The sequence below is a fragment of the Methylophaga sp. genome (assembly GCF_965655755.1).
Lineage (GTDB): Bacteria > Pseudomonadota > Gammaproteobacteria > Nitrosococcales > Methylophagaceae > Methylophaga.
Window position 1 is genome coordinate 44,323 of sequence record NZ_CBFHHW010000005.1, and the last position, 21,356, is coordinate 65,678.

At 47.5% G+C, this 21,356-nt stretch carries 18 protein-coding genes; 1 reads left to right on the plus strand and 17 read right to left on the minus strand.

Going from position 1 to position 21,356, the window contains the following annotated elements; genetic code table 11:
- Positions 1-2: 2 nt before the first annotated feature.
- The 3 genes from argJ to ACTF5U_RS03075 form a co-directional block, all read right to left on the minus strand.
- Positions 3-1,229, minus strand: coding sequence for a bifunctional glutamate N-acetyltransferase/amino-acid acetyltransferase ArgJ (gene argJ / locus ACTF5U_RS03065; RefSeq protein WP_438970169.1), 1,227 nt, complete (start codon positions 1,227-1,229; stop codon positions 3-5).
- On the minus strand, positions 1,229-3,958 hold the full coding sequence (secA, locus tag ACTF5U_RS03070) for a preprotein translocase subunit SecA (RefSeq protein ID WP_438970236.1): 2,730 nt from the start codon (positions 3,956-3,958) through the stop codon (positions 1,229-1,231). The genes argJ and secA overlap by 1 nt, the downstream gene beginning before the upstream one ends.
- A gap of 141 nt (positions 3,959-4,099) precedes the next feature.
- Positions 4,100-4,999, minus strand: coding sequence for a M23 family metallopeptidase (locus tag ACTF5U_RS03075; RefSeq protein ID WP_438970170.1), 900 nt, complete (start codon positions 4,997-4,999; stop codon positions 4,100-4,102).
- 28 nt (positions 5,000-5,027) lie between these two features.
- Here ACTF5U_RS03075 and ACTF5U_RS03080 point away from each other — a divergent pair, with 28 nt between their 5' ends.
- On the plus strand, positions 5,028-5,468 hold the full coding sequence (locus tag ACTF5U_RS03080; protein WP_438970171.1) for a DUF721 domain-containing protein: 441 nt from the start codon (positions 5,028-5,030) through the stop codon (positions 5,466-5,468).
- Positions 5,469-5,473: 5 nt separating this feature from the next.
- On the opposite strand, the gene lpxC is transcribed toward ACTF5U_RS03080, so the two are convergent.
- From lpxC to ACTF5U_RS03150, 14 genes are all read right to left on the minus strand, one after another.
- Positions 5,474-6,391 (minus strand): UDP-3-O-acyl-N-acetylglucosamine deacetylase, encoded by a 918-nt coding sequence (lpxC, locus tag ACTF5U_RS03085; protein WP_438970172.1) that lies wholly within the window; start codon positions 6,389-6,391, stop codon positions 5,474-5,476.
- Between the two features lie 85 nt (positions 6,392-6,476).
- A complete protein-coding gene (gene ftsZ / locus ACTF5U_RS03090; RefSeq protein ID WP_438970173.1) occupies positions 6,477-7,631 on the minus strand; it encodes a cell division protein FtsZ in 1,155 nt (384 codons plus the stop codon).
- A 51-nt stretch (positions 7,632-7,682) separates the two neighbouring features.
- Positions 7,683-8,933 carry a cell division protein FtsA gene (ftsA, locus tag ACTF5U_RS03095; protein ID WP_438970174.1) on the minus strand — a complete coding sequence of 417 codons (1,251 nt, stop codon included), beginning with the start codon at positions 8,931-8,933 and terminating at the stop codon, positions 7,683-7,685.
- Positions 8,933-9,706 carry a cell division protein FtsQ/DivIB gene (locus ACTF5U_RS03100; RefSeq protein WP_438970175.1) on the minus strand — a complete coding sequence of 258 codons (774 nt, stop codon included), beginning with the start codon at positions 9,704-9,706 and terminating at the stop codon, positions 8,933-8,935. Before ACTF5U_RS03100 ends, ftsA begins: the two co-directional genes overlap by 1 nt.
- Complete coding sequence (locus ACTF5U_RS03105; protein ID WP_438970176.1) at positions 9,706-10,644, minus strand: D-alanine--D-alanine ligase; 939 nt, start codon at positions 10,642-10,644, stop codon at positions 9,706-9,708. The genes ACTF5U_RS03100 and ACTF5U_RS03105 overlap by 1 nt, the downstream gene beginning before the upstream one ends.
- Positions 10,644-11,534, minus strand: a complete 891-nt coding sequence (gene murB, locus ACTF5U_RS03110) for a UDP-N-acetylmuramate dehydrogenase (RefSeq protein WP_438970177.1) — start codon at positions 11,532-11,534, stop codon at positions 10,644-10,646. Before murB ends, ACTF5U_RS03105 begins: the two co-directional genes overlap by 1 nt.
- Positions 11,531-12,952 (minus strand): UDP-N-acetylmuramate--L-alanine ligase, encoded by a 1,422-nt coding sequence (gene murC / locus ACTF5U_RS03115; RefSeq protein WP_438970178.1) that lies wholly within the window; start codon positions 12,950-12,952, stop codon positions 11,531-11,533. Before murC ends, murB begins: the two co-directional genes overlap by 4 nt.
- Entirely contained in the window at positions 12,945-14,021 is a 1,077-nt protein-coding gene (gene murG, locus ACTF5U_RS03120; RefSeq protein ID WP_438970179.1) for an undecaprenyldiphospho-muramoylpentapeptide beta-N-acetylglucosaminyltransferase, read from the minus strand. Before murG ends, murC begins: the two co-directional genes overlap by 8 nt.
- Entirely contained in the window at positions 14,018-15,157 is a 1,140-nt protein-coding gene (gene ftsW, locus ACTF5U_RS03125) for a putative lipid II flippase FtsW (protein ID WP_438970180.1), read from the minus strand. Before ftsW ends, murG begins: the two co-directional genes overlap by 4 nt.
- On the minus strand, positions 15,154-16,497 hold the full coding sequence (gene murD, locus ACTF5U_RS03130) for a UDP-N-acetylmuramoyl-L-alanine--D-glutamate ligase (RefSeq protein ID WP_438970181.1): 1,344 nt from the start codon (positions 16,495-16,497) through the stop codon (positions 15,154-15,156). The genes ftsW and murD overlap by 4 nt, the downstream gene beginning before the upstream one ends.
- An 8-nt stretch (positions 16,498-16,505) precedes the next feature.
- The gene (gene mraY, locus ACTF5U_RS03135; RefSeq protein ID WP_438970182.1) at positions 16,506-17,588 is read right to left on the minus strand and encodes a phospho-N-acetylmuramoyl-pentapeptide-transferase; all 1,083 of its coding nucleotides are present in this window, start codon (positions 17,586-17,588) and stop codon (positions 16,506-16,508) included.
- Positions 17,588-18,943, minus strand: a complete 1,356-nt coding sequence (locus ACTF5U_RS03140) for a UDP-N-acetylmuramoyl-tripeptide--D-alanyl-D-alanine ligase (protein WP_438970183.1) — start codon at positions 18,941-18,943, stop codon at positions 17,588-17,590. Before ACTF5U_RS03140 ends, mraY begins: the two co-directional genes overlap by 1 nt.
- Complete coding sequence (locus ACTF5U_RS03145) at positions 18,943-20,484, minus strand: UDP-N-acetylmuramoyl-L-alanyl-D-glutamate--2,6-diaminopimelate ligase (protein ID WP_438970184.1); 1,542 nt, start codon at positions 20,482-20,484, stop codon at positions 18,943-18,945. Before ACTF5U_RS03145 ends, ACTF5U_RS03140 begins: the two co-directional genes overlap by 1 nt.
- On the minus strand, positions 20,481-21,356 hold an 876-nt coding region (locus ACTF5U_RS03150; protein WP_438970185.1), incomplete at its 5' end, for a peptidoglycan D,D-transpeptidase FtsI family protein. The genes ACTF5U_RS03150 and ACTF5U_RS03145, both read right to left, overlap by 4 nt.

The following is a 21,356-nucleotide window of genomic DNA, read 5'->3' on the forward strand; positions in this document are numbered from 1 at the left end:
TATCAGGTGCGATATTCCGCGTTAATTTTGACGTAATCATAGGAAAAATCACAGGTCCAGACTAAATCTTCTGCTTGTCCACGTCCTAACTGCACGGTAATCGTAATTTCAGTTTCATCCATGACTTTCTTTCCCTGCTCTTCAGTATATGCTGATGCAGGCTGGCCCTGCTCAACAATGCATACGTCTCCCAGATGAATACTGACTTTCGTCAAATCGAAATTAACCAGACCACTTCGCCCGACAGCCGCCAGAATACGGCCCCAATTGGCATCCGAAGCAAACAGAGCAGTCTTAACTAATGGAGAGTGCGCTATGGTATAGGCAACCTGGCGGCACTCTTCCTGACTTTTACCCTGCTGGACGGCGATGGAAATGAACTTGGTTGCTCCCTCACCATCCCGCACAACGGCTTGTGCCAGATAACGGCAGAGGTCGGTAACCGCTGCCAGCAATTGCTCACCCTCATTACTGGTAATACTATTAATCTCAGCATTACCAGCCTGTCCCGTTGCCATCAGCACACAGGCATCATTGGTGGAGGTATCACCGTCAACCGTAATTCGGTTAAAAGAATGATTCATTGCTTTATGCAGGATTGTTTGCAGAACAGCATCACTGACAGCCGCATCGGTGGCCACATAAGCCAGCATCGTCGCCATATCAGGACGAATCATACCTGAGCCTTTTGACATACCGGTAATCGTCACGGTTTTGCCACTTAACGTCAATTGCACAGATCGCGCTTTTGCGATGGTGTCAGTGGTCATGATCCCATGCGCCGCAGCAAACCAACCAGTGTCTGATAAAGTATCCATCGCTTCAGGTAAAGCTGCTGTAATTTTTTCAACCGGTAAAGCCTGACCAATAACTCCCGTCGAAAACGGTAAAATGGCTTCTGTCTTAACCTTGCTCAATTCAGCGACAGCCTTACAACAATCAGTAGCCGCCTGCATCCCAGCCTCACCGGTGCCGGCATTCGCATTGCCGGAATTAATCAATAAGTAGCGCGGGGCTTGTTGTTTCTGATGGGCTTTTGCCAATATGACGGGCGCGGCACAAAACGCATTTTGCGTATACATCGCAGTGGTATGCGTACCCTCAGTCATTTCAATCAATACGACATCTTTTTGATCAGCCTTCTTGATACCGGCACTGACCGTGGATAAACGAATACCTCGTACAGGCAATAAATCATCTGCTCTTGGAGCAGTAAGGTTTACCGCCATTAACTAATAGCTCCATGACATTGCTTGAATTTCTTGCCACTACCACAAGGACAGGGATCATTTCGCCCTACCTTACTGCCATCACGTGTGTATGGCTGAGAGGCTTCCGGTGCCTCTTGCTCAACACTTTCCTGTTCACCCATTTGCCGTGCGTCTTCATGCTGGTATTCAACATCGGATGTTTGGCGGCGTTGCTCATCCACTGCATCTACATCTTCCTGCGCCCGCACTTGAACCATCGAAATCAAGCGAATAACTTCATGCTTGATATTGTCCAGCATGGTGGTAAATAAGCTGAATGACTCACGCTTGTATTCCTGCTTCGGATCTTTCTGGGCATAACCACGCAAATTAATACCGGTTCGGAGATAATCCATCTGAGCGAGATGTTCTTTCCACTGTGTGTCCAGTGTTTGCAGCATGATCGCTTTTTCGAAGTGACGCATCAGCTCTTCACCAACCGTTTCTTCTTTCTTTTTGTAAGCTGCTTCCGCTTCTTCAACAATACGCTGACGCAAATTCTCCTCATGCAGGCTGTCATCATTTTCCAGCCAGTTGCCTATTTCCAGTTCGAGGGCATATTCATCCTTCAATGCCTGCTCCAGTCCCGCGACATCCCATTGCTCATCGATACTGTTCGGAGGAATATAAATACTGATGGTGTCGTTGAGCACGGTATGGCGCATGGAAGTGATTGTTTCCGATACATCATCAGCTGCCATTAACTCATTTCGCTGCTCATAAACCACTTTACGCTGATCATTGGCAACGTCATCAAATTCCAGTAGTTGCTTACGAATATCGAAGTTATGTCCTTCAACTTTACGTTGTGCATTTTCAATCGCACGTGACACCCACGGATGCTCAATTGCTTCACCTTCTTCCATGCCCAGTTTTTGCATCAAACCAGCCATTCTCTCTGAAGCAAAAATACGCATCAGATTATCTTCAAGCGATAAGTAAAAACGGGTTGAACCAGGATCACCCTGACGACCTGAGCGTCCACGCAGCTGATTATCGATACGACGCGATTCGTGACGTTCTGTACCGATGATATGCAGACCACCTGCTGCTAACACGGCCTCATGGCGGTTCATCCAGTCAGCACGTACTTTTTCTTTGGTTTCTTCAGCGATATCTTCGCCCAGTTCATCCAGCTCGGCCTCGAGACTGCCACCCAACACGATATCGGTACCACGACCGGCCATATTGGTCGCTATGGTGACCGTACCAGGACGACCGGCATTGGCAATAATCTGTGCTTCTTTCTCATGGAATTTGGCATTCAAAACTTGATGCGGGATTTTGGCATTATTCAGCAGATTATTCAGATACTCTGAACTTTCAATGGATGCCGTACCCACCAGGACAGGTTGTTTTCGCTCAATACAACCTTGGATATCTTCCAGAATCGCATCATATTTTTCTTTTCCGGTGAGATAGATACGATCGGCTTCGTCTTTACGCTGCATGTCTTTGTGAGTAGGAATGACGACTACTTCAAGACCATAAATAGAGTTCAGCTCGAATGCTTCGGTATCTGCTGTACCGGTCATGCCAGACAATTTGTTATAGAGTCGGAAATAATTCTGAAACGTAATTGATGCCAGCGTCTGGTTTTCATTCTGAATTTTGACGCCTTCTTTTGCCTCCACCGCCTGATGCAGGCCCTCTGACCAGCGACGACCGGGCATACTGCGGCCAGTGAACTCATCAACGATAACAATCTGGTTATCCTGCACCATGTAGTCAACATCACGCTGAAACAACACATGCGCTCTTAATGCTGCAGTCACGTGATGCATCAGACCAATATTAGCGGCATCATACAGGCTTGCGTTTTCATCAAGCATGCCAGCCTGTGTCAGCATTGATTCAATATTTTCATGACCGCGTTCGGTGAAATGGACCTGCTTATTCTTTTCGTCCACGGTATAGTCGCCGGGCTTGGTTATTTCATCATCTTCACCTTCCCCGCCTTCCTGTTTTTCTAAGCTTGGAATTAACGTATTAATCCGCTGGTATAGCTCTGAGCTGTCTTCTGCAGGACCGGAAATGATTAGAGGCGTTCTGGCTTCGTCAATAAGGATCGAATCCACCTCATCGATAACAGCAAAATTCAGTTCACGCTGGACTTTTTCGTCCAGACGGAAAGCCATATTGTCTCGCAAGTAATCGAAACCGAATTCGTTATTGGTGCCATAAGTAATGTCGCTGTTGTAGGCTTGGCGTCTTTCATCGTTATTCATGCCACCCACGATGACGCCTGTGGTTAGTCCTAAAAAGCCATACAGTTTGCTCATCCAAGCTGCGTCACGCTTAGCAAGATAATCATTCACGGTGATGACATGCACGCCATCACCCGGTAGAGCATTGAGGTACACAGCCAGTGTCGCGACCAGCGTTTTACCTTCACCGGTTTTCATTTCGGCAATTTTGCCGTCATTCAGCACCATGCCGCCGATCATCTGAACGTCAAAGTGACGCATCCCCAGCACACGTTTACTTACCTCACGTACTACGGCAAAAGCTTCCGGTAGGATATCCTCAATAGTTTGACCATCTTCAAGACGCTGACGAAATTCATCCGTTTTTGCTTTTAATGCCGGGTCATCAAGTTGCTCGATATCGGATTCCATAGCGGCAATATCGTCGACAAACTTGCGCATTTTCTTCAAAACCCGCTCATTGCGACTGCCAAATATCTTGCTGAAAAACTTGCTAACCATCATTTTGCCTTAGTTGTTGGTTTCGGCGCGAACACCGGACACTGTTTAATAAATTGCGGGATTATACCGCGGACCCGATTACGGTTTGAAGATCACCTAGAAATCAAGTGGAGACGCTCACCTATGAAAACAAGGGCCGCGTTATTTTAAGAAGTTGTAGGGGTTGATATGTTGACCGTCACGTAACACCTCAAAATGGAGGTGAGGGCCGGTCGAACGACCTGTAGAGCCTATTAATGCCAGTACTTCACCTTTACTGACTCGCTCACCCTTTTTGACCTTGATAGTCTTGTTGTGTGCATAACGCGTAACATAGCCATTACCGTGATCAACTTCTACCAGACCACCATAACCACCCCGACTTCCGACCCAGCTGACAATACCATCCGCCACGCTGTTAACCGGCGTGCCGGATTTCGCTGCGATATCCAGCCCTTCATGGAAGGTTTTTTTACCATTAAATGGATCCACACGGTAACCATAGAAAGACGATACCCAGCCACCTTCAACCGGTTTACCATCAGGGATACCCGATGCAATGGAGTCTTTCGTTATCAAATATTCTTCTAACGCAGCGAGTGTATCGCCCTGACTTTCCAAATCCAGCGACAATTGTTCAATGCCTCTGTCCAATGCGTCGCTACTGAGAATCATACCTTCATCATCCAGACCGCCCTGTGCTGGGTGCTCATCCAGGGAGAATTCAGCAGTATTAAATCCGGCAATCTCAGCAAGGCGCTGGCTTAGCATTCTCAGTCGGATCGTTTCAGCTTGCAGACCACCCAGCTGTTTAGCATAAAAATTACCCGCCGCCTCCTGCTGCGAAGGATTTGATTCTGTTTGTTGAGGCTCTGTTTGGTTGGAACTGACTGGAGGGATTGATGTGGTGTTTGATGCGGTGCTTTTTACCCAGTTAGCAAAACTGTATGAGCTTATACTGACCAGCGAAATCAGTAACGCTATCAAAACAAGCAACTTGGCTTTTGTAAGATGCCAATGCTTATGTGTCTTATTATTTGAGGATATAATGATAACCTGCATTTTTATCCTTACTTTGGTCGTATATCAAATGTCTAACAAACCTGAACACGTTGGCGGCATTTACAAGCAAGACAGCCGTATGAAATGGCTGGCTACGCGTGCTCAACAGCTTAACAAGCTCAACATTGTGCTGCAAAACACCTTGCCTTTACAGTTCAGCAGTCATTGTCAGCTTGCCAACGTCACAGCGGATACAGTCATTATCCACACAGACAAAGCGAGCTATGCCAGCTTGTTACGTTTTCAGGCTCCTCTTGTTTGCAAGACGCTTTCTGCTCATTTACCTGAGCCCGTCAGCAAACTGGAAGTCAAGGTTCGTCCCTTACAAACATTATCAGAACCAACCACACATGCTTCTATTCATGTGTCTACAAAAACAGCGGCACTGCTAAACAGCACCGCTGAAGAAATTGAAGACGGTCCATTAAAAACCGCCCTGAAAAAACTGGCAAGTCGCCAATCAGACTAGACGGATCAGCTGGTCAGCGATGCTGCAGGACGACTGAAAAGAATGGGGGCATCTTTGTCGTCTTCGAAACTGACCAGTTCCCAGGCATCTTCCTGTACCAGTAATTTACGCAATAGTTTGTTATTCACTTCATGGCCGGATTTGTGTCCACTGAAAGCCCCGATCAAACTGTGGCCCAGCAGATACAAGTCACCAATCGCATCCAATACCTTGTGACGGACAAATTCGTCTTCATAACGTAAACCATCTTCGTTCAAAACGCGATAGTCATCGACCACGATGGCATTATCCATGCTGCCACCTAAAGCAAGGTTGTTCTCGCGCAGCTTTTCAATATCTTTCATAAAACCAAAGGTACGAGCACGACTGACTTCACGTACAAACGACGTGGAGGAGAAATCAACATCAACTTGTTGAGGTCGTCCTGTGAAGGCAGGGTGCTCGAAGTCAATAGTGAAAGAGACCTTAAAACCATCAAATGGCTCAAATTTCGCCCACTTATCACCATCTTCGAGCATGACAGGCTTTTTGATACGGATAAATTGTTTGGCGACATTCTGCTCTTCGATACCGGCCGACTGCACCAGGAACACAAATGGTCCGGCACTACCGTCCATGATTGGCACTTCAGCCGCATTCAAATCAATGTAGGCATTATCAATACCGAGACCAGCAAATGCTGATAACAGATGTTCCACCGTTGAGACACGCTGACCATGTTCGACCAGTGTGGTAGAAAGTGCCGTTTCACCGACATTTTCTGCTTTCGCCTGAATCTCAACAACCGGCTCCAGATCCACTCTGCGGAAAATAATACCCGTATTAGGGGCAGCAGGCCGCAGGGTCAGATATACCATCTCACCACTATGCAAACCGACACCGGTCGCACGAATCACATTTTTCAATGTTCGTTGCTTTATCACGGTGTAATACCCCCTTATACAATTACAGATCGAATAATAATATCACAAGCAGTTTATCTCCAGCCAATTTTACACAACTTTACAACTAGTCTGCCTGACGACGAAGAAATGCTGGAATGTCCAGATAATCCATATTGACATCGCCATTGGCAACTTGTTTTTGCTGGCTGTCTTTCTCTTTACGGATAACCGTTGGTTCGTCGTAATCAATCTCCACCGATTTTTTGACGATTTCAATCTGTGGTGACTCTGTTTCCGGTGCTTTTGCTAATGCCACACGCTCACCGCCAAGACCGGTTGCAACAACAGTCACACGCAGCTCGTCAGTCATATCCGGATCAATCACAGTACCAACAACGACTGTTGCGTCATCAGAAGCAAATTCTTTAATGGTGTTACCCACTTCTTCGAACTCACCAATGCTCATGTCCAGACCAGCCGTGATATTGACCAGTACGCCACGTGCGCCAGCCAAATCAACATCTTCTAATAAGGGACTTGATACCGCCAGTTTAGCTGCTTCACGTGCACGATGTTCACCCGATGCATGACCGGTTCCCATCATTGCCATACCCATTTCAGACATCACAGTACGTACGTCTGCAAAGTCAACGTTAATCATACCTTCACGGGTAATTAACTCGGCAATACCTTGCACCGCACCCAACAACACATCATTAGCTGCCTTAAAAGCATTCAGCAAGGTCATGTCTTTACCCAGCACCTTGAGTAATTTCTCATTAGGAATAGTGATGAGTGAGTCGACATGCTGGCCCAGTTCCTCGATACCATTTTGTGCCACTTTCAGGCGTTTTCCACCTTCAAACGGGAACGGACGTGTCACCACAGCCACCGTCAGAATACCCATTTCTTTGGCAACCTGAGCGACAACAGGTGCTGCGCCGGTACCGGTGCCGCCACCCATCCCGGCTGTGATGAATACCATATCAGCACCGCTGATGACTTCCATAATGCGTTCACGGTCTTCCAAAGCTGCCTGACGACCAACATCCGGATTCGCACCGGCGCCCAGACCTTTTGTAATGTCAGTACCCAGCTGTAACTGTGTGGTTGCCGAACTTTTACGCAATGCCTGAGCATCTGTATTGGCACTGATAAAATCAACGCCTTCAATCTGGTTAACGACCATATGCTCTAAAGCATTTCCGCCGCCACCGCCGACACCGATCACTTTAATAACCGCGTTTTCTGTGTATGTATCTATTAATTCAAATGTCATGGTTTTCTCCCCCAATTAATTGTTCAAAACAAGCAGGCCAGATTACTCAACTTAAAAATTCCCCTGGAACCAGCTTTTCATTCTTGCCAACATGCCTTTAAACCCTTCACTTACTTTCAGTTCACCATGCCCTGGAGCATGTTCCTCGTTGCCGAATAACAGCAACCCCACACCTGTGGCGTGAATAGGATTACGTACCACATCAACCAGTCCCCCGACGTGTTGTGGCATACCTAAACGCACAGGCAAATGGAAGACTTCTTCTGCAAGGTCAATGACGCCTTCCATTTTGGAACTACCGCCTGTCAGCACAATGCCAGCAGCCAGCATTTCCTCAAATCCGCTACGACGCAGTTCAGCCTGAACCAGCATCAGTAGCTCTTCATAACGTGGCTCTACAACTTCCGCCAAGGTCTGTCTGGCAAGTTGTCGTGGTGGCCTGTCTCCGACACTGGGCACTTCGATGGTTTCATCTTCGCGAGCCAGTTGTGTCAACGCACAGGCATATTTGATTTTGATTTCTTCGGCATATTGCGTCGGTGTTCTCAGTGCTACCGCAATATCATTGGTAACCTGGTCACCCGCGATCGGAATTACCGCCGTATGTCGAATCGCACCGTCTACAAACACCGCAATATCGGTTGTGCCACCTCCAATATCGATAATGCAGACTCCCAGTTCTTTTTCATCCTGATCCAACACCGAATAACTTGAGGCCATTTGCTCAAGAATGATGCCGTCTACGACTAAGCCGCAGCGTTCAATACATTTAGTAATGTTTTGTGCTGCACTTACCGCTCCTGTAATCAGGTGCACTTTCGCTTCCAGACGCACACCCGACATGCCGATAGGCTCACGTATGCCTTCCTGATTATCGATAATGAATTCTTGCGGTAACACATGAAGCAACTGCTGGTCACCCGGAAAATGTACTGCCCGCGCTGCATCCAGCACTCGATCCAAATCGCCCTGGGTGACTTCTTTATCACGAATGGCTACCGTGCCATGAGAATTGAGGCTACGAATGTGACTTCCTGCAATACCGGCATACACTGAATGGATCTGGCAACCGGCCATCAACTCAGCTTCTTCTATTGCACGTTGAATCGATTGAACGGTGGATTCAATATTGACCACCACACCTTTCTTCATACCTCTTGCGGGGTGTGAACCGATGCCAATAATTTCCAGCGCATTATCATTGGGCCCGACATTCGGGATCGGAGCAGCCACAATCGCCACCACTTTGGATGTACCGATATCCAGTCCAACAATTAATTCTCTCTCACTTCGTTTTGACATTACACTGTCCCATTAAAATCAGGTTGCTGGCCGTCTTTCCAAACCACTGCCAGCCCGTTGGTATAACGCATATCAACTTCTTCAATCTGTTCTCTGAATGTATTCAGACTGCTGCCATAGACAGTGACAAACCGGTTTAACCGTAAATCACCATCAGCTCGTCCGAGCTTCAGATGTAAACCTTTTTTGAAATCCACTTGCCAGGCACGGCGTTTATCCATACTGACGGCCGTCACTTTGAGCCCTAGCTCATCAACCTGCTGCTGAATTTCAATTAATCTTCTCGCCATCAATTCACTGGTACCTTCAGGCCCATTCAATTGCACCAAACCGCTCGGCAGTGTGTCATGTTCAGGAAAAAACACCGCACCTGATGTGTTGACCAGTCCACCCTGGTTCCAGCGGGCGACGGCTTTGTGCTCTTCAACAACTAAGTGCAGCGTGTCCGGCCAGACACGTCTGACCTGAATCTGTTTCACCCAAGGCAGATCTTCACCAGCCTGACGAATACTCGCCACATCAACATCAATAAAACTCCCCCGAACAAACGGTGAAACAGCCGCCACCAGACCATCTTTATCTGTGTGTCGGATTTCACCTGCTACCGTCACATGTTTTACTGGCAGGGTATCGGCTTGATGCAAATAAATACCGGTTCCCAGCACAACAATGACAAACAATAAGGTCAACGCATGTTTGATTGATTGTTTCCAATTTTTTGGCGCATCGTTTTTTGGTGTTTGCAGAGTTGCTCCTGCTTTACGTCCCGCCATCAGCCTTCCTCCCTGAAGCTTGTTTCCAGAATTCGCCACACCAATGCATCAAAATCCAAACCGGCTTCTCTGGCAGCCATCGGAACCAGACTGTGATCGGTCATCCCCGGCACGCTATTGGCTTCCAATAAATAAAATTCCCCCACGTCGTCACGCATAAAATCAATGCGACCCCAGCCCGTCATACCTAAGCTGTCAAATGCCTGTAGGGCCAACTGTTGCATTTGTTGTTCGCTAGCCTCATCCAAACCACATGGGCACAGGTATTCGGTTGAGTTGGATTGATACTTCGCTTCATAGTCGTAAAACTCACGAGGTGTTTTTAATCGAATAGCTGGTAATGGCTCACCATCAAGTACCGCAACGGTATATTCCTCACCCTGTATCCATTGTTCTGCAATCACATCTGAGTCATATTTCAGTGCCAACTCAATTGCTCCAGCCAGACTTTCTGCATCATTGACCTTGCTCATGCCGATACTCGAGCCCTCATTGACAGGCTTGAGAATGAGTGGCAGGCCCAGCTCATCAATCAGCTGCTTGGTATCAGTGTTTGCATCGACTTTTCCATACTTGGCTGTGGGTAAGCCTTGCTGTTGCCAGTTCTGCTTGCTGATGCGTTTATTCATCGACAGTACTGACGCTGTAACACCGCTGCCGGTATAGGGCATGTTGATCGCTTGCAGAAAGCCCTGAATTTCACCATCCTCACCACCTCGGCCATGCAATACCACAAAAGCACGATCAAACTGACCACTGGCAAGCTTGTGACATACATCGAAACTGACATCAACGCTATACGCATCAATCCCTTTCCGCTGTAAACCTGCCAGCACCGCTTTACCACTGATGAGCGAGATTTCACGTTCGGCACTGCGTCCGCCCATCAACACGGCAACACGTCCAAACTCGGATGCTGAATCAATACGATGTGTCATTAAACAGCCTCCCCGATAATATGTACTTCCGGTGTCAATCTAATCCCATGCAAGGTTTCAATTTTCTCTTGCAGCAGTGAAATCAGGTTTTCGATATCAGCTGCTGAAGCGTTGCCATCATTCACAATAAAGTTGGCATGTTTGGTTGATACCTTGGCACCGCCGACACTGAAGCCTTTCAGACCACTGACTTCAATCAGGCGACCTGCAAAATCTCCTTCCGGATTACGGAAAACAGATCCAGCACAAGGCTGATTGGTTGGCTGGCTGGCATTACGTTTTTTCAATAACTCACGGATGCGTTCTGACTCGGCTTCAGCGTTACCTTCTGTAAACCGCATTTTGGCTGCGACAAAATATTCATCGGCTGGTTTAACAACGTGACGGTAACTGACCTCAAACTCGCTAACGTCACGCTGATGTAAATTGCCCTGCATATCGATGGTGGTTACTTCGCTAACAAAGTCCCAGGTTTCAGCACCATGAGCACCGGCATTCATGGCTAATGCGCCTCCCAGCGTCCCCGGAATTCCTGCGAGAAATGCTCCGCCTTGTAAACCCGCTTTAGCCGCTTGTTTAGCCAGTTTGCTGCAATAGACGCCAACTTCAGCCTGTACGATGTCAGCTTCCACATTGATTTTCTGTAAGGCGCCCGCTGTCACAATGACAGTGCCTTTAAACCCACCATCTCTGACCAGTAAATTACTACCGAGCCCTAACCAGAGAATTGGCTCTGATTCGGGTAGCTGTTTGAGGAATGTCGCCAAATCATCAATATCCGTCGGCCGATAGAAACGCTGTGCATTTCCTCCAACACGCCAGGATGTATATTTAGCTAATGGCTCATTTAATTTCAGTTCGCCTTTGAGGTTCTGATGTAAAGCCATCATTCAGCACCTCCGCCTAATTTTTCCGGCAGCATCTGTGCCATACGACCGATATCACCAGCTCCTAATGTCAGTACGACATCGCCGTCTTTCAATAAGCCGGGTAACAGCTCAAATAATTCATCTTTATCTTCTGCAAATACCGGTTCAACTTGCGCCCTCAGACGAATGGCACGGCAAAGACTACGTGCATCAGCACCAGCAATTTTGCTCTCACCTGCCGGGTAAACTTCCAGCATCACCAGCACATCCACCGCGGATAACACATGGGCGAAATCTTCAAACAAATCCCGTGTACGGGTATAACGATGCGGCTGGAATACAACGACCAGACGGTTATCAGGCCAGCCACCACGTGTTGCCGCCAGTGTTGCAGCTATTTCAGTTGGATGATGACCGTAATCATCAATCAACGTAGCTGAGCCGCCATCTGCTTTGACCTGGCCTAGTATGTTGAAGCGCCGACCGATACCATCAAATTCCAACAACGCCTGCTGGCAAGCCGCGATCTTAACTTCAAGATTACGGGCCACTGCCATCGCGGCTGTTGCATTCAGGGCATTGTGTAAACCCGGCATATTCAACGTGACCGGAAAGCGTTCACCAGAGTGTTTTTCAAGCACAGTAAAAAAGCTTTGCCCCTGATGCTGGGTTAAATCAATCAATTGATAATCGGCCTCTTCATCCTGACCATAAGTAATGAACGGACGGGTGACATCTGATAGCAATTCTTTGATGACCGGATCATCAAGACACATCACCGCGAGCCCATAAAAAGGTAAGTGATGTAAAAACTCGATAAAGGTCGCTTTGAGCTTGCCAAAGTCACCTTCGTAAGTCTCCATATGGTCCTGATCAATATTCGTCACTACAGCGATCATAGGTTGTAGATACAGAAATGACGCATCACTTTCATCAGCTTCAGCGACAAGATAACGCCCGCTTCCAAGCCGCGCATTACTGCCTGCACTGTTCAATCGGCCACCAATAACAAAGGTAGGATCCAATCCGCCACCACTTAAAAGTGCAGCAATCAGACTGGTGGTTGTCGTTTTACCATGAGTACCAGCAACAGCAATGCCGTAACTGAACCGCATTAATTCAGCCAGCATTTCTGCTCTAGGTACCACCGGAATGCGTTGTTCACGAGCCTCAACCAACTCGATATTGTCTTCTTTCACAGCGGTGGTCACTACAACCACATCAGCTCCGTCTAAATACAGAGGGTCATGCCCAATCATGATGGTAGCGCCCAACTGACGCAGATGCGTGATCAGACTATTTTCAGCCAAATCACTACCAGAAACTTGATAGCCCAGATTTAATAAGACTTCAGCAATGCCGCCCATACCGACACCACCAATGCCAATGAAATGGATATGTTTGACTCGGCTTTGCATTGCAGAGATTAATCTATCCATGACTAAGCTCCATGCAAATATCTGCTATTTGCGTTGCAGCGCCTATTTTTGCGACTTGTTTTGCCGCGTTCGCCATATTGAGCAAACCTTCTCTGTCTTGTTCAAACTGTGTCATTTTGCTGGCAAGTAATTCGCTGCTTAGCTCCTTATCAATAATCAGTTCTGCCGCACCGGCATTTACTAACAAAGCTGCATTAAATCGTTGATGGTCATCAACGGCAAACGGGTATGGGACCAGTATTGATGCGAGACCTGCTGCGGCCAGTTCAGCCACGGTTAAGGCTCCTGCCCGGCAAATAACCAGATCCGCCCATGCATAGGCATCCGCCATATCAGCTATAAAATCGGTGACTTCAGCTTCTACACCCGCTGCTTTGTAGCCATTACGGCAATCTTCAAGATGTCGAGTACCACATTGGTGTCTGACTTCTGGTCGACCGGCTAAAGGCATCATCGCAATCGCCTCTGGAATGTATGTGTTTAATGACCGCGCGCCCAGACTGCCACCAAGAACCAGTAATTTCATTGCACCTTGTGGTTCTGTTTGACGAAGGTGAGGCATCGGCAGATCTTCAATCTGTTTACGTACCGGATTACCCACCCATTCGATTTCGATTTTTTCATCAAAACTATCAGGGAAACCTGATAAGACTTTATTGGCGAATTTCGCCAGCAACCGGTTGGTCAAACCAGGAATGGCATTTTGCTCGTGAATCACCAATGGTTTGCCCATTAACCATGCGGCAAAACCACCCGGGCCGGATGCAAATCCGCCCAGTCCCAACACGACATCGGGTTTCGTCTCACGTAACACATTAAGTGCTTGCCAGATGGCAGCCATAATTCTGAATGGTGCCAAGAACCAACCTAGAAAGCCTTTACCGCGTAAACCCTGCACTTTAATTTCTGAGAGCAAATATCCAGCTTCAGGTACTAATTTAGCTTCAATTCCCTTGGCGGTGCCCATCCACGAAATATCTACACCACGCTGGGCGAGCTCTTCCGCCACAGCCAATGCCGGGAATACATGTCCGCCTGTTCCCCCTGCCATAATCATTATGCGAGTCATCGTCTTATCCTCGCAGAGGCTTTTTCTGGCATCCGTGTTTCCATATCGACACGTAACAATAAGGCAACGGCCACACATACAATCACCAGACTACTGCCGCCATAACTCATCAGCGGTAGCGTCAGACCTTTTGTTGGCAGCGCGCCCATATTGACGCCAATGTTGACGCAGGCTTGCAAACCGAGCCAGATACCTATGCCGTAGGCAACTTGGGCTCCAAAAACTTGTCCGGAAAGTTCTGCTGCCCGTCCTATCGCCAGTGCCCGCCAGACAAAGATAAAAAATAATGCAATCACGGCAACCGCACCAATAAGGCCTAATTCTTCCGCCAAAATTGAATACAGAAAATCGGTATGGGCCTCTGGCAAATAAAATAGCTTCTGCATGCTGCTTCCCAAACCAACACCTAACCAGTCACCACGACCAAAAGCGATCAGTGCCTGCGTTAATTGGAAACCACTACCAAACGGGTCAGCCCATGGATCCATGAAACTTTGTAAACGTTCCAGACGGTAAGGTGCGACCCATATCAGTAACGTAAATAAGCCTCCCATCACGGCAATCAGGGCTGCGAAGACATCCAGTCTGGCACCACCTAAAAACATCATGGCAAGAACGGTGGCCATAATAACCACTATCGACCCCATATCAGGTTGTAATAACAAGAGTAGTGCAGCTACCCCCAATAACATCAATGGAGCAAGCACTTTCAGAAAAGAACTATGTAATTGGCCATGGTGACGTTGTAAATAATCGGCGATATAGAAGATCGCAAACAGTTTAATGACCTCTGCAACCTGCAGATTTACTGGCCCCAAAGGTAACCAGCGCTTACTACCATTTACTTCCCGTCCGATACCTGGAATCAACACTAAAATCAGCAACACAACCCCAGCCATTAACAATTGAGGGGCCATACGTTGCCAGACAGCTAATCTGATGGACACCACTGCCCAGGCTAACCCCAAGCCGGCTACAGCAAATACCAACTGACGTATAAAGTAAAATAACGGCTGACCGGTTTTACTATCAGCAATCGTGATAGATGCCGAGCACACCATGATCAGACCAATGAACAATAATGCACCGGCAGCAAAAAGCAGGCTACGATCAAATTGCAAACTGGATTCGCTCATGCTGCCAACCCCTTGACTGCCTGCTCAAATTTATTACCACGTTCCGCGTAGCCGCTGAACATATCAAAGCTCGCACATGCTGGTGATAACAGAACATTGTCACCAGGCTGTGCCAGTGACTGCGCTTTTTCAACTGCATCCTGCATGTCTGATGCGTTTACCTGTTCAACTTCAGTTGGTACCGCTTGCGCTATTTTGTCAGCATCTTCCCCAAATAACACCACGGCACGAACAGCCTTTTTCATCGTACTGCTCAGTTCAGAAAAGTCCTGGCCTTTCCCTACACCACCCGCGATCAGAATAATCGGACCACTTTCTGCCAGCCCTTCTATAGCTGCAATACAAGCGCCAACATTAGTAGCTTTGGAATCATTAAACCAACGCACATGATCGAAGACTCTGACCAAACGACAACGATGTGGTAATCCTTTATATTCCTGTAACGCAGACAACATGGCTGTCATTGGCAATGCCATAGCTGAACCTAATGCCAGGGCTGCAAGTGCATTGGCAATATTGTGCGTTCCAACTATTTTCATCCGTTCAACCGGTAGCAAAGGATATTCCCCCTCCGCCAGCCAGGTATTTCCGTCTTTTTGTAACAAGCCAAAGTCCATGCCCTCTAGCTTGTACAAACTAAAGCCGAGTTGGTTTCGTCCACTCTCAGCCATCGCATTAACAAAAGGATCATCCCGATTAAGGACCATGACACCATCGCCGTTGAATACTTTTTGTTTGGCTTGCTTGTATTCAGTGACGGAATCGTAGCGATCCATATGATCCGGACTTAAATTAAGTACGACCGCAGCAAAGGCATTTAAAGACCGGACTGTTTCCAGTTGAAAGCTGGATAATTCCAATATGTAAAAATCTGGCGCTGATTCTTCGATGAGATCGAGTGCTGGGGTGCCTAAATTACCGCCAGCTCTGACATCCTGACCGGCAAGCTGTGCCATTAATGCCAGCAGAGTGGTTACTGTACTTTTACCATTAGAACCTGTGATGGCGACAATAGGTGCATCCGCATAGCGAGCGAACAACTCGATATCACCCACAATCTCAATCCCAGCCTCTTTGGCCGCTCTGATTTCAGGCAGTCTGGGATCTACACCCGGACTTAATACGATCATATCCGCCTGTAACAACCATTCTTTATCCAACCCACCTGTTTTAATCAATACTTGTGGATAATCCTGCTGTATTTTGGCTAGCCCAGCCGGTTTATCACGTGTATCCATCATCGCGACACTCATAGCACGATCGGCTAGAAATCGTACGCACGACATTCCTGTCTGACCGAGTCCAACGATCAGGCAGTTTTTGTGTGTGAGTCTATTCATGCTTTGTGTCATCGTATTTTCAACGTTGCCAAACCAACCAGAACCAGGAATACCGTAATAATCCAAAAGCGGACAATAATGCGCGGTTCAGGCCAACCTTTCAGTTCATAATGATGATGAATCGGAGCCATTAGAAACACACGTTTACCTCGTAACTTGTATGAAGCAACCTGGATCATTACTGACAAGGTTTCGATGACGAAGACCCCACCCATAATCAATAAAACCAATTCCTGTCTAGCTAACACAGCGACAATGCCGAGCGCTGCTCCCAGTGCCAACGCACCCACATCACCCATAAACACTTGTGCCGGATAAGTGTTAAACCATAGAAACCCCAGACCAGCACCGACGATAGCTGAACAAAATACGGTCAACTCACCTGCATTCGGAATGAATGGAATCTGTAAATAATCAGCAAATTCAGAATGTCCACCAACATAGCTGAACAAACCCAGTGCTGCGGCGACCATAACGGTTGGCATAATGGCCAGACCATCGAGACCATCTGTAAGGTTAACGGCATTGCTGCTACCCACAACCACCAAATACGTCAACAACATGTACCAACCACCCAAAGAAATCACTATCTCTTTAAAGAATGGCACTATTAACTGTGTCTCAGCCGGTACTGAGGCTGTGAAATACAAAAATATAGCAGCACCAGCCCCGAACACTGATTGCCAAAAATATTTATAGCGACTCAACAGACCGCGCGGGTCCTGCCGAACCAACTTGATGTAGTCATCAATAAAGCCAATCACACCAAATGCTAGCGTTACGGTTAATACTACCCATACATAACGATTGGCTAAATCAGCCCAAAGCAAGGTACTCACGGCAATGGCCACCAGTATTAACGAGCCACCCATGGTGGGAGTTCCACTCTTGCTGAAATGGGATTCTGGGCCATCCTGTCTGACTACCTGACCGATTTGCTTGAAACTCAAATGACGAATCATTGTGGGTCCAATAATCAAGGCAATGCCTAATGCGGTCATCACACCAAGAATGGCTCTCAGCGTCAGGTACTGGAATACACTGAAGCCACTATAAAACTGGCTTAAATACTCACTCAGAAGCAGCAACATCAGCCTTCCCCTTCTTGTGCCAGCTGATCTGCCAGCTTATCCAGTTGCATGAAGCGGGACCCTTTGATTAAACAGGTCACACCTTCGTTCAACTCATTTAATAATTCTTGCTGCAATACTCCGATATCCTCGTAATGCACAGCACCATCGCCAAAACTCTGTGCTGCTATCTTGCTACTCACACCAACAGTCATCAAACGCGTCACCCCTGACTCACGCGCCTGTTGTCCCATTTGTTGATGAATCTTGTCGTTGTCGATGCCCAGCTCACCAAAGTCACCCAACACCAACCAATGCTCGCCCTGAAAAGCAGACAAAGTATTCAAAGCCTGAAGGTAGGAACCGGGATTGGCGTTATACGTATCATCAATGAGTCGTGAACCACTGACGGCATGTCTGACCTGTAATCGATGCGGTACTGACTGCATCGTGCTCAGTCCCTTGACCATGGCATCAACTGGCACTTTCAACGCCACAGCAAGAGCGAGCGCTGCCAAGGCATTGTTAACGTTATGCATACCGGGTAGAGGTAAATTAAAGTGATGACTCACATCATCAATATTGACCAGAAAATGACTCGAGGCAGGATCCAGTTGTATATAATCTGCTTTGATATCCGCCTCAGATTCCAAGGAAAAGCTCACTGTTTTTCTGTTCGCGATTAATGGCTGCCATAATCGCTGGTAAGGCATATCCGCATTCACCACGGCTATCCCCTCATTAGCTAGACCCGCGTAGATTTCACCTTTTTCTTTCGCTATGCCGTCAACAGAACCAAACCCTTCCAGGTGCGCTTCTCCAATATTGTTAATAACAGCCACATCCGGCGTCGCAATTTTGACTAATTCAGCAATTTCACCATGATGATTGGTTCCCATTTCAATCACAGCAAACTGATCCGTTTCGCTCAGACGTGACAAGGTTAAAGGCACACCAAGCTCATTATTAAGGTTGCCCTGCGTTGCTGTAACTGTTCCCACTTGTCTGAGAATGGCACTAATCATCTCTTTAACACTGGTTTTGCCATTACTGCCTGTAATAGCAATCACCTTCGCATCGCACTGTTGCTGCCAGGCATGCGCAATGTCAGCGAAGGCTTTTCTGGCATTCGCCACTTTTATCTGCGGTAATGCATCATCTTGTATTTCAGTTACCAACGCAGCGCTGGCGCCGGCTTCACGTGCCTGTGCAATAAATTCATGCCCATCAACACGTTCGCCTTTGAGAGCGATAAATACATCCCCCGGTTTGACTTGTCGTGTATCAATTGCACTGCCTGTTACTGTGATATCTGCATAGGCAGGATCAGCACCAACAATCTCAGCTAATTGATTGAGTGACAGATTCAAGCCCATTATTGACCACCCGCAACGTTATAGATGCTGTTTTGGGCTTCACCCAGCGCATAACTCACAACTGTTGAGTCACTGAAGGGATATTTGATATGTTCAATTTCCTGATACGCTTCATGGCCTTTACCGGCTACCAGCACAATATCTCTGGGGGCTGCGTGTGAGATGGCATAATTAATCGCTGCCTTACGATCCAGTTCCACCCGAATATTCTGTGGCTGCAAACAACCGGCAAGAATGTCATCAACGATAATCTGATGATCTTCTGTTCGAGGGTTATCATTTGTGATGATGATTTCATCCGCCTCGGTTTCAGCAATTTGCCCCATCAAGGCTCGCTTACCTTTATCACGGTCACCACCACAGCCGAACACGCACCACAGTTTCCCATTATCGCTGAGGTGGCTCTGTAAGGTTTTCAGCGCTTGCTTCAACGCATCGGGTGTGTGGGCATAGTCAATCACTACCGTTGGCTGTCCCTCGACACCATGTGCTTGCATACGACCTGATACCGCACGGCAGTGAGAAAGTGCTTGCCTTGCATCCTCAGGTTGATAGCCAATACTGAGTAAAACACCAAAGGTAGCCAGCAGGTTGTCGACATTGAAACGGCCCATGACCGGTGACTCAATGGTTTTACTCTGTGCCCTTGTGGACAACTCAAACTGCATACCATCGCGATGACAGTTTACTTTAGAGGCGTTGATATCCGCTTCTTCTGCGGAACTGTATGTCAGTATCTCAACATCACTATTTAATTCAGCTAATAAGCTTTTGCCAAAATTATCATTCGCATTAATCACCGCATGACTGACCGAGTCCATTTCAAACAAACGTTGTTTTGCCTTAGCGTAGTTCGCCATGGTTTTATGATAATCAAGATGGTCACGGCTGAGGTTGGTCAGGACAGCAACATTAATATCAACACTGTTGAGGCGACCTTGTTCCAGCGCGTGAGATGACGCCTCCAACGCGACATATTTACAACCTTCTAATTCAAACCCAGCCAGCAAACGCTGCATAGAAACAGGATCGGGCGTCGTCATACCCGTCATTTCCAGATCACTGAGACGACCGGCTCCCATGGTGCCGATAACGCCACAGGGTTTACCCACTGATTCCAGCGCTTGTGCGACAAACTGACTCACAGATGTTTTGCCATTAGTCCCTGTCACAGCAATGACTGTCATGCGTTGTGACGGTTCGTTATAAAAACGTGAGGCGATAAAGCCGGCTTTCTGAGACAGGTTTTTGACCGGGTACGCAGATACCACCGACTCATTCAACATGGCCATTTCATCTACGCTAAGCGGAATATCTACATCAATGAGTACAGCGAAAGCTCCTCTATCGAGTGCCTGATGAAGATGTTTCTGTCGTTGTTCAACGTTCTGGGCCAAAGCCAGGAATAATGCGCCGGATGTTATACGACGACTGTCCATGCTAATGTCAGTCAGCATGTACTCCTGAAGTTCAACATCATCTGCTACAACATCTTCTAGCAGCAACGTCAATGATTGCTTTTTCACGATAGATGTCATCATTTGTGAGCCACCTGCATCTGCGTCGTTGGTAATGCGTCCGGTGCGATATTGAGCAATCGCATAGCACCCGTCATTACCTCTGCAAAGACGGGTGCTGCAACTGCCCCACCGTAGTATTCCTCACCACGGGGTTCATCCACCATTACTACCATTGCCAGACGCGGTGCGCTGGCTGGGATAAGACCTGCAAATACGGATTGATAACGTTTATCAGCATAACCACCGCTGGTCGCTTTTTTGGCTGTACCGGTTTTACCTGCAACGCGATAATTAGCCACTGCTGCGCGGGTTGCGGTACCGCCCGGTTCGACCACTTTTTCCATCATGGCCAGCACTTGTTTCATGATGTCTGCTGAAAACACGCGACGCCCTTTAGGCGCCTTTTCTGTTTTGACAAATGTGATGGGCTTGATAATCCCGCCACTTCCTAAAACGCTATAGGCTCTCGCGAGTTGTATTGCCGAGGTTGAAAGACCATAGCCATAGCCCATGGTGGCAATATCTAACTTCCGCCAGGATGATAGATCAGGCATTGTCCCCATTGCTTCACCCGGAAAGTAAGCACCGGTTGCATCGCCCAGACCAAAACGTGAAAAGTCATGCCATAACTCATCAGGGTCTAAGTCCAATGCAATTTTACTCGCGCCTATATTGCTCGATTTTTGAATCAGAGTGGCTAAATCAATTTCACCGTAATCACGAAAGTCACGGATGGAATGGCCGCTGACACGGAATACACCCGGATGTGTGTTAATAATTGAACTGAGGTCATATTTACCAGACTTGATGCCACTGGCAACAGTGAACGGTTTCACTGTTGATCCGGGTTCAAATAAGTCTGTCACTGCACGATTTCTGAAATCGCTTGGACG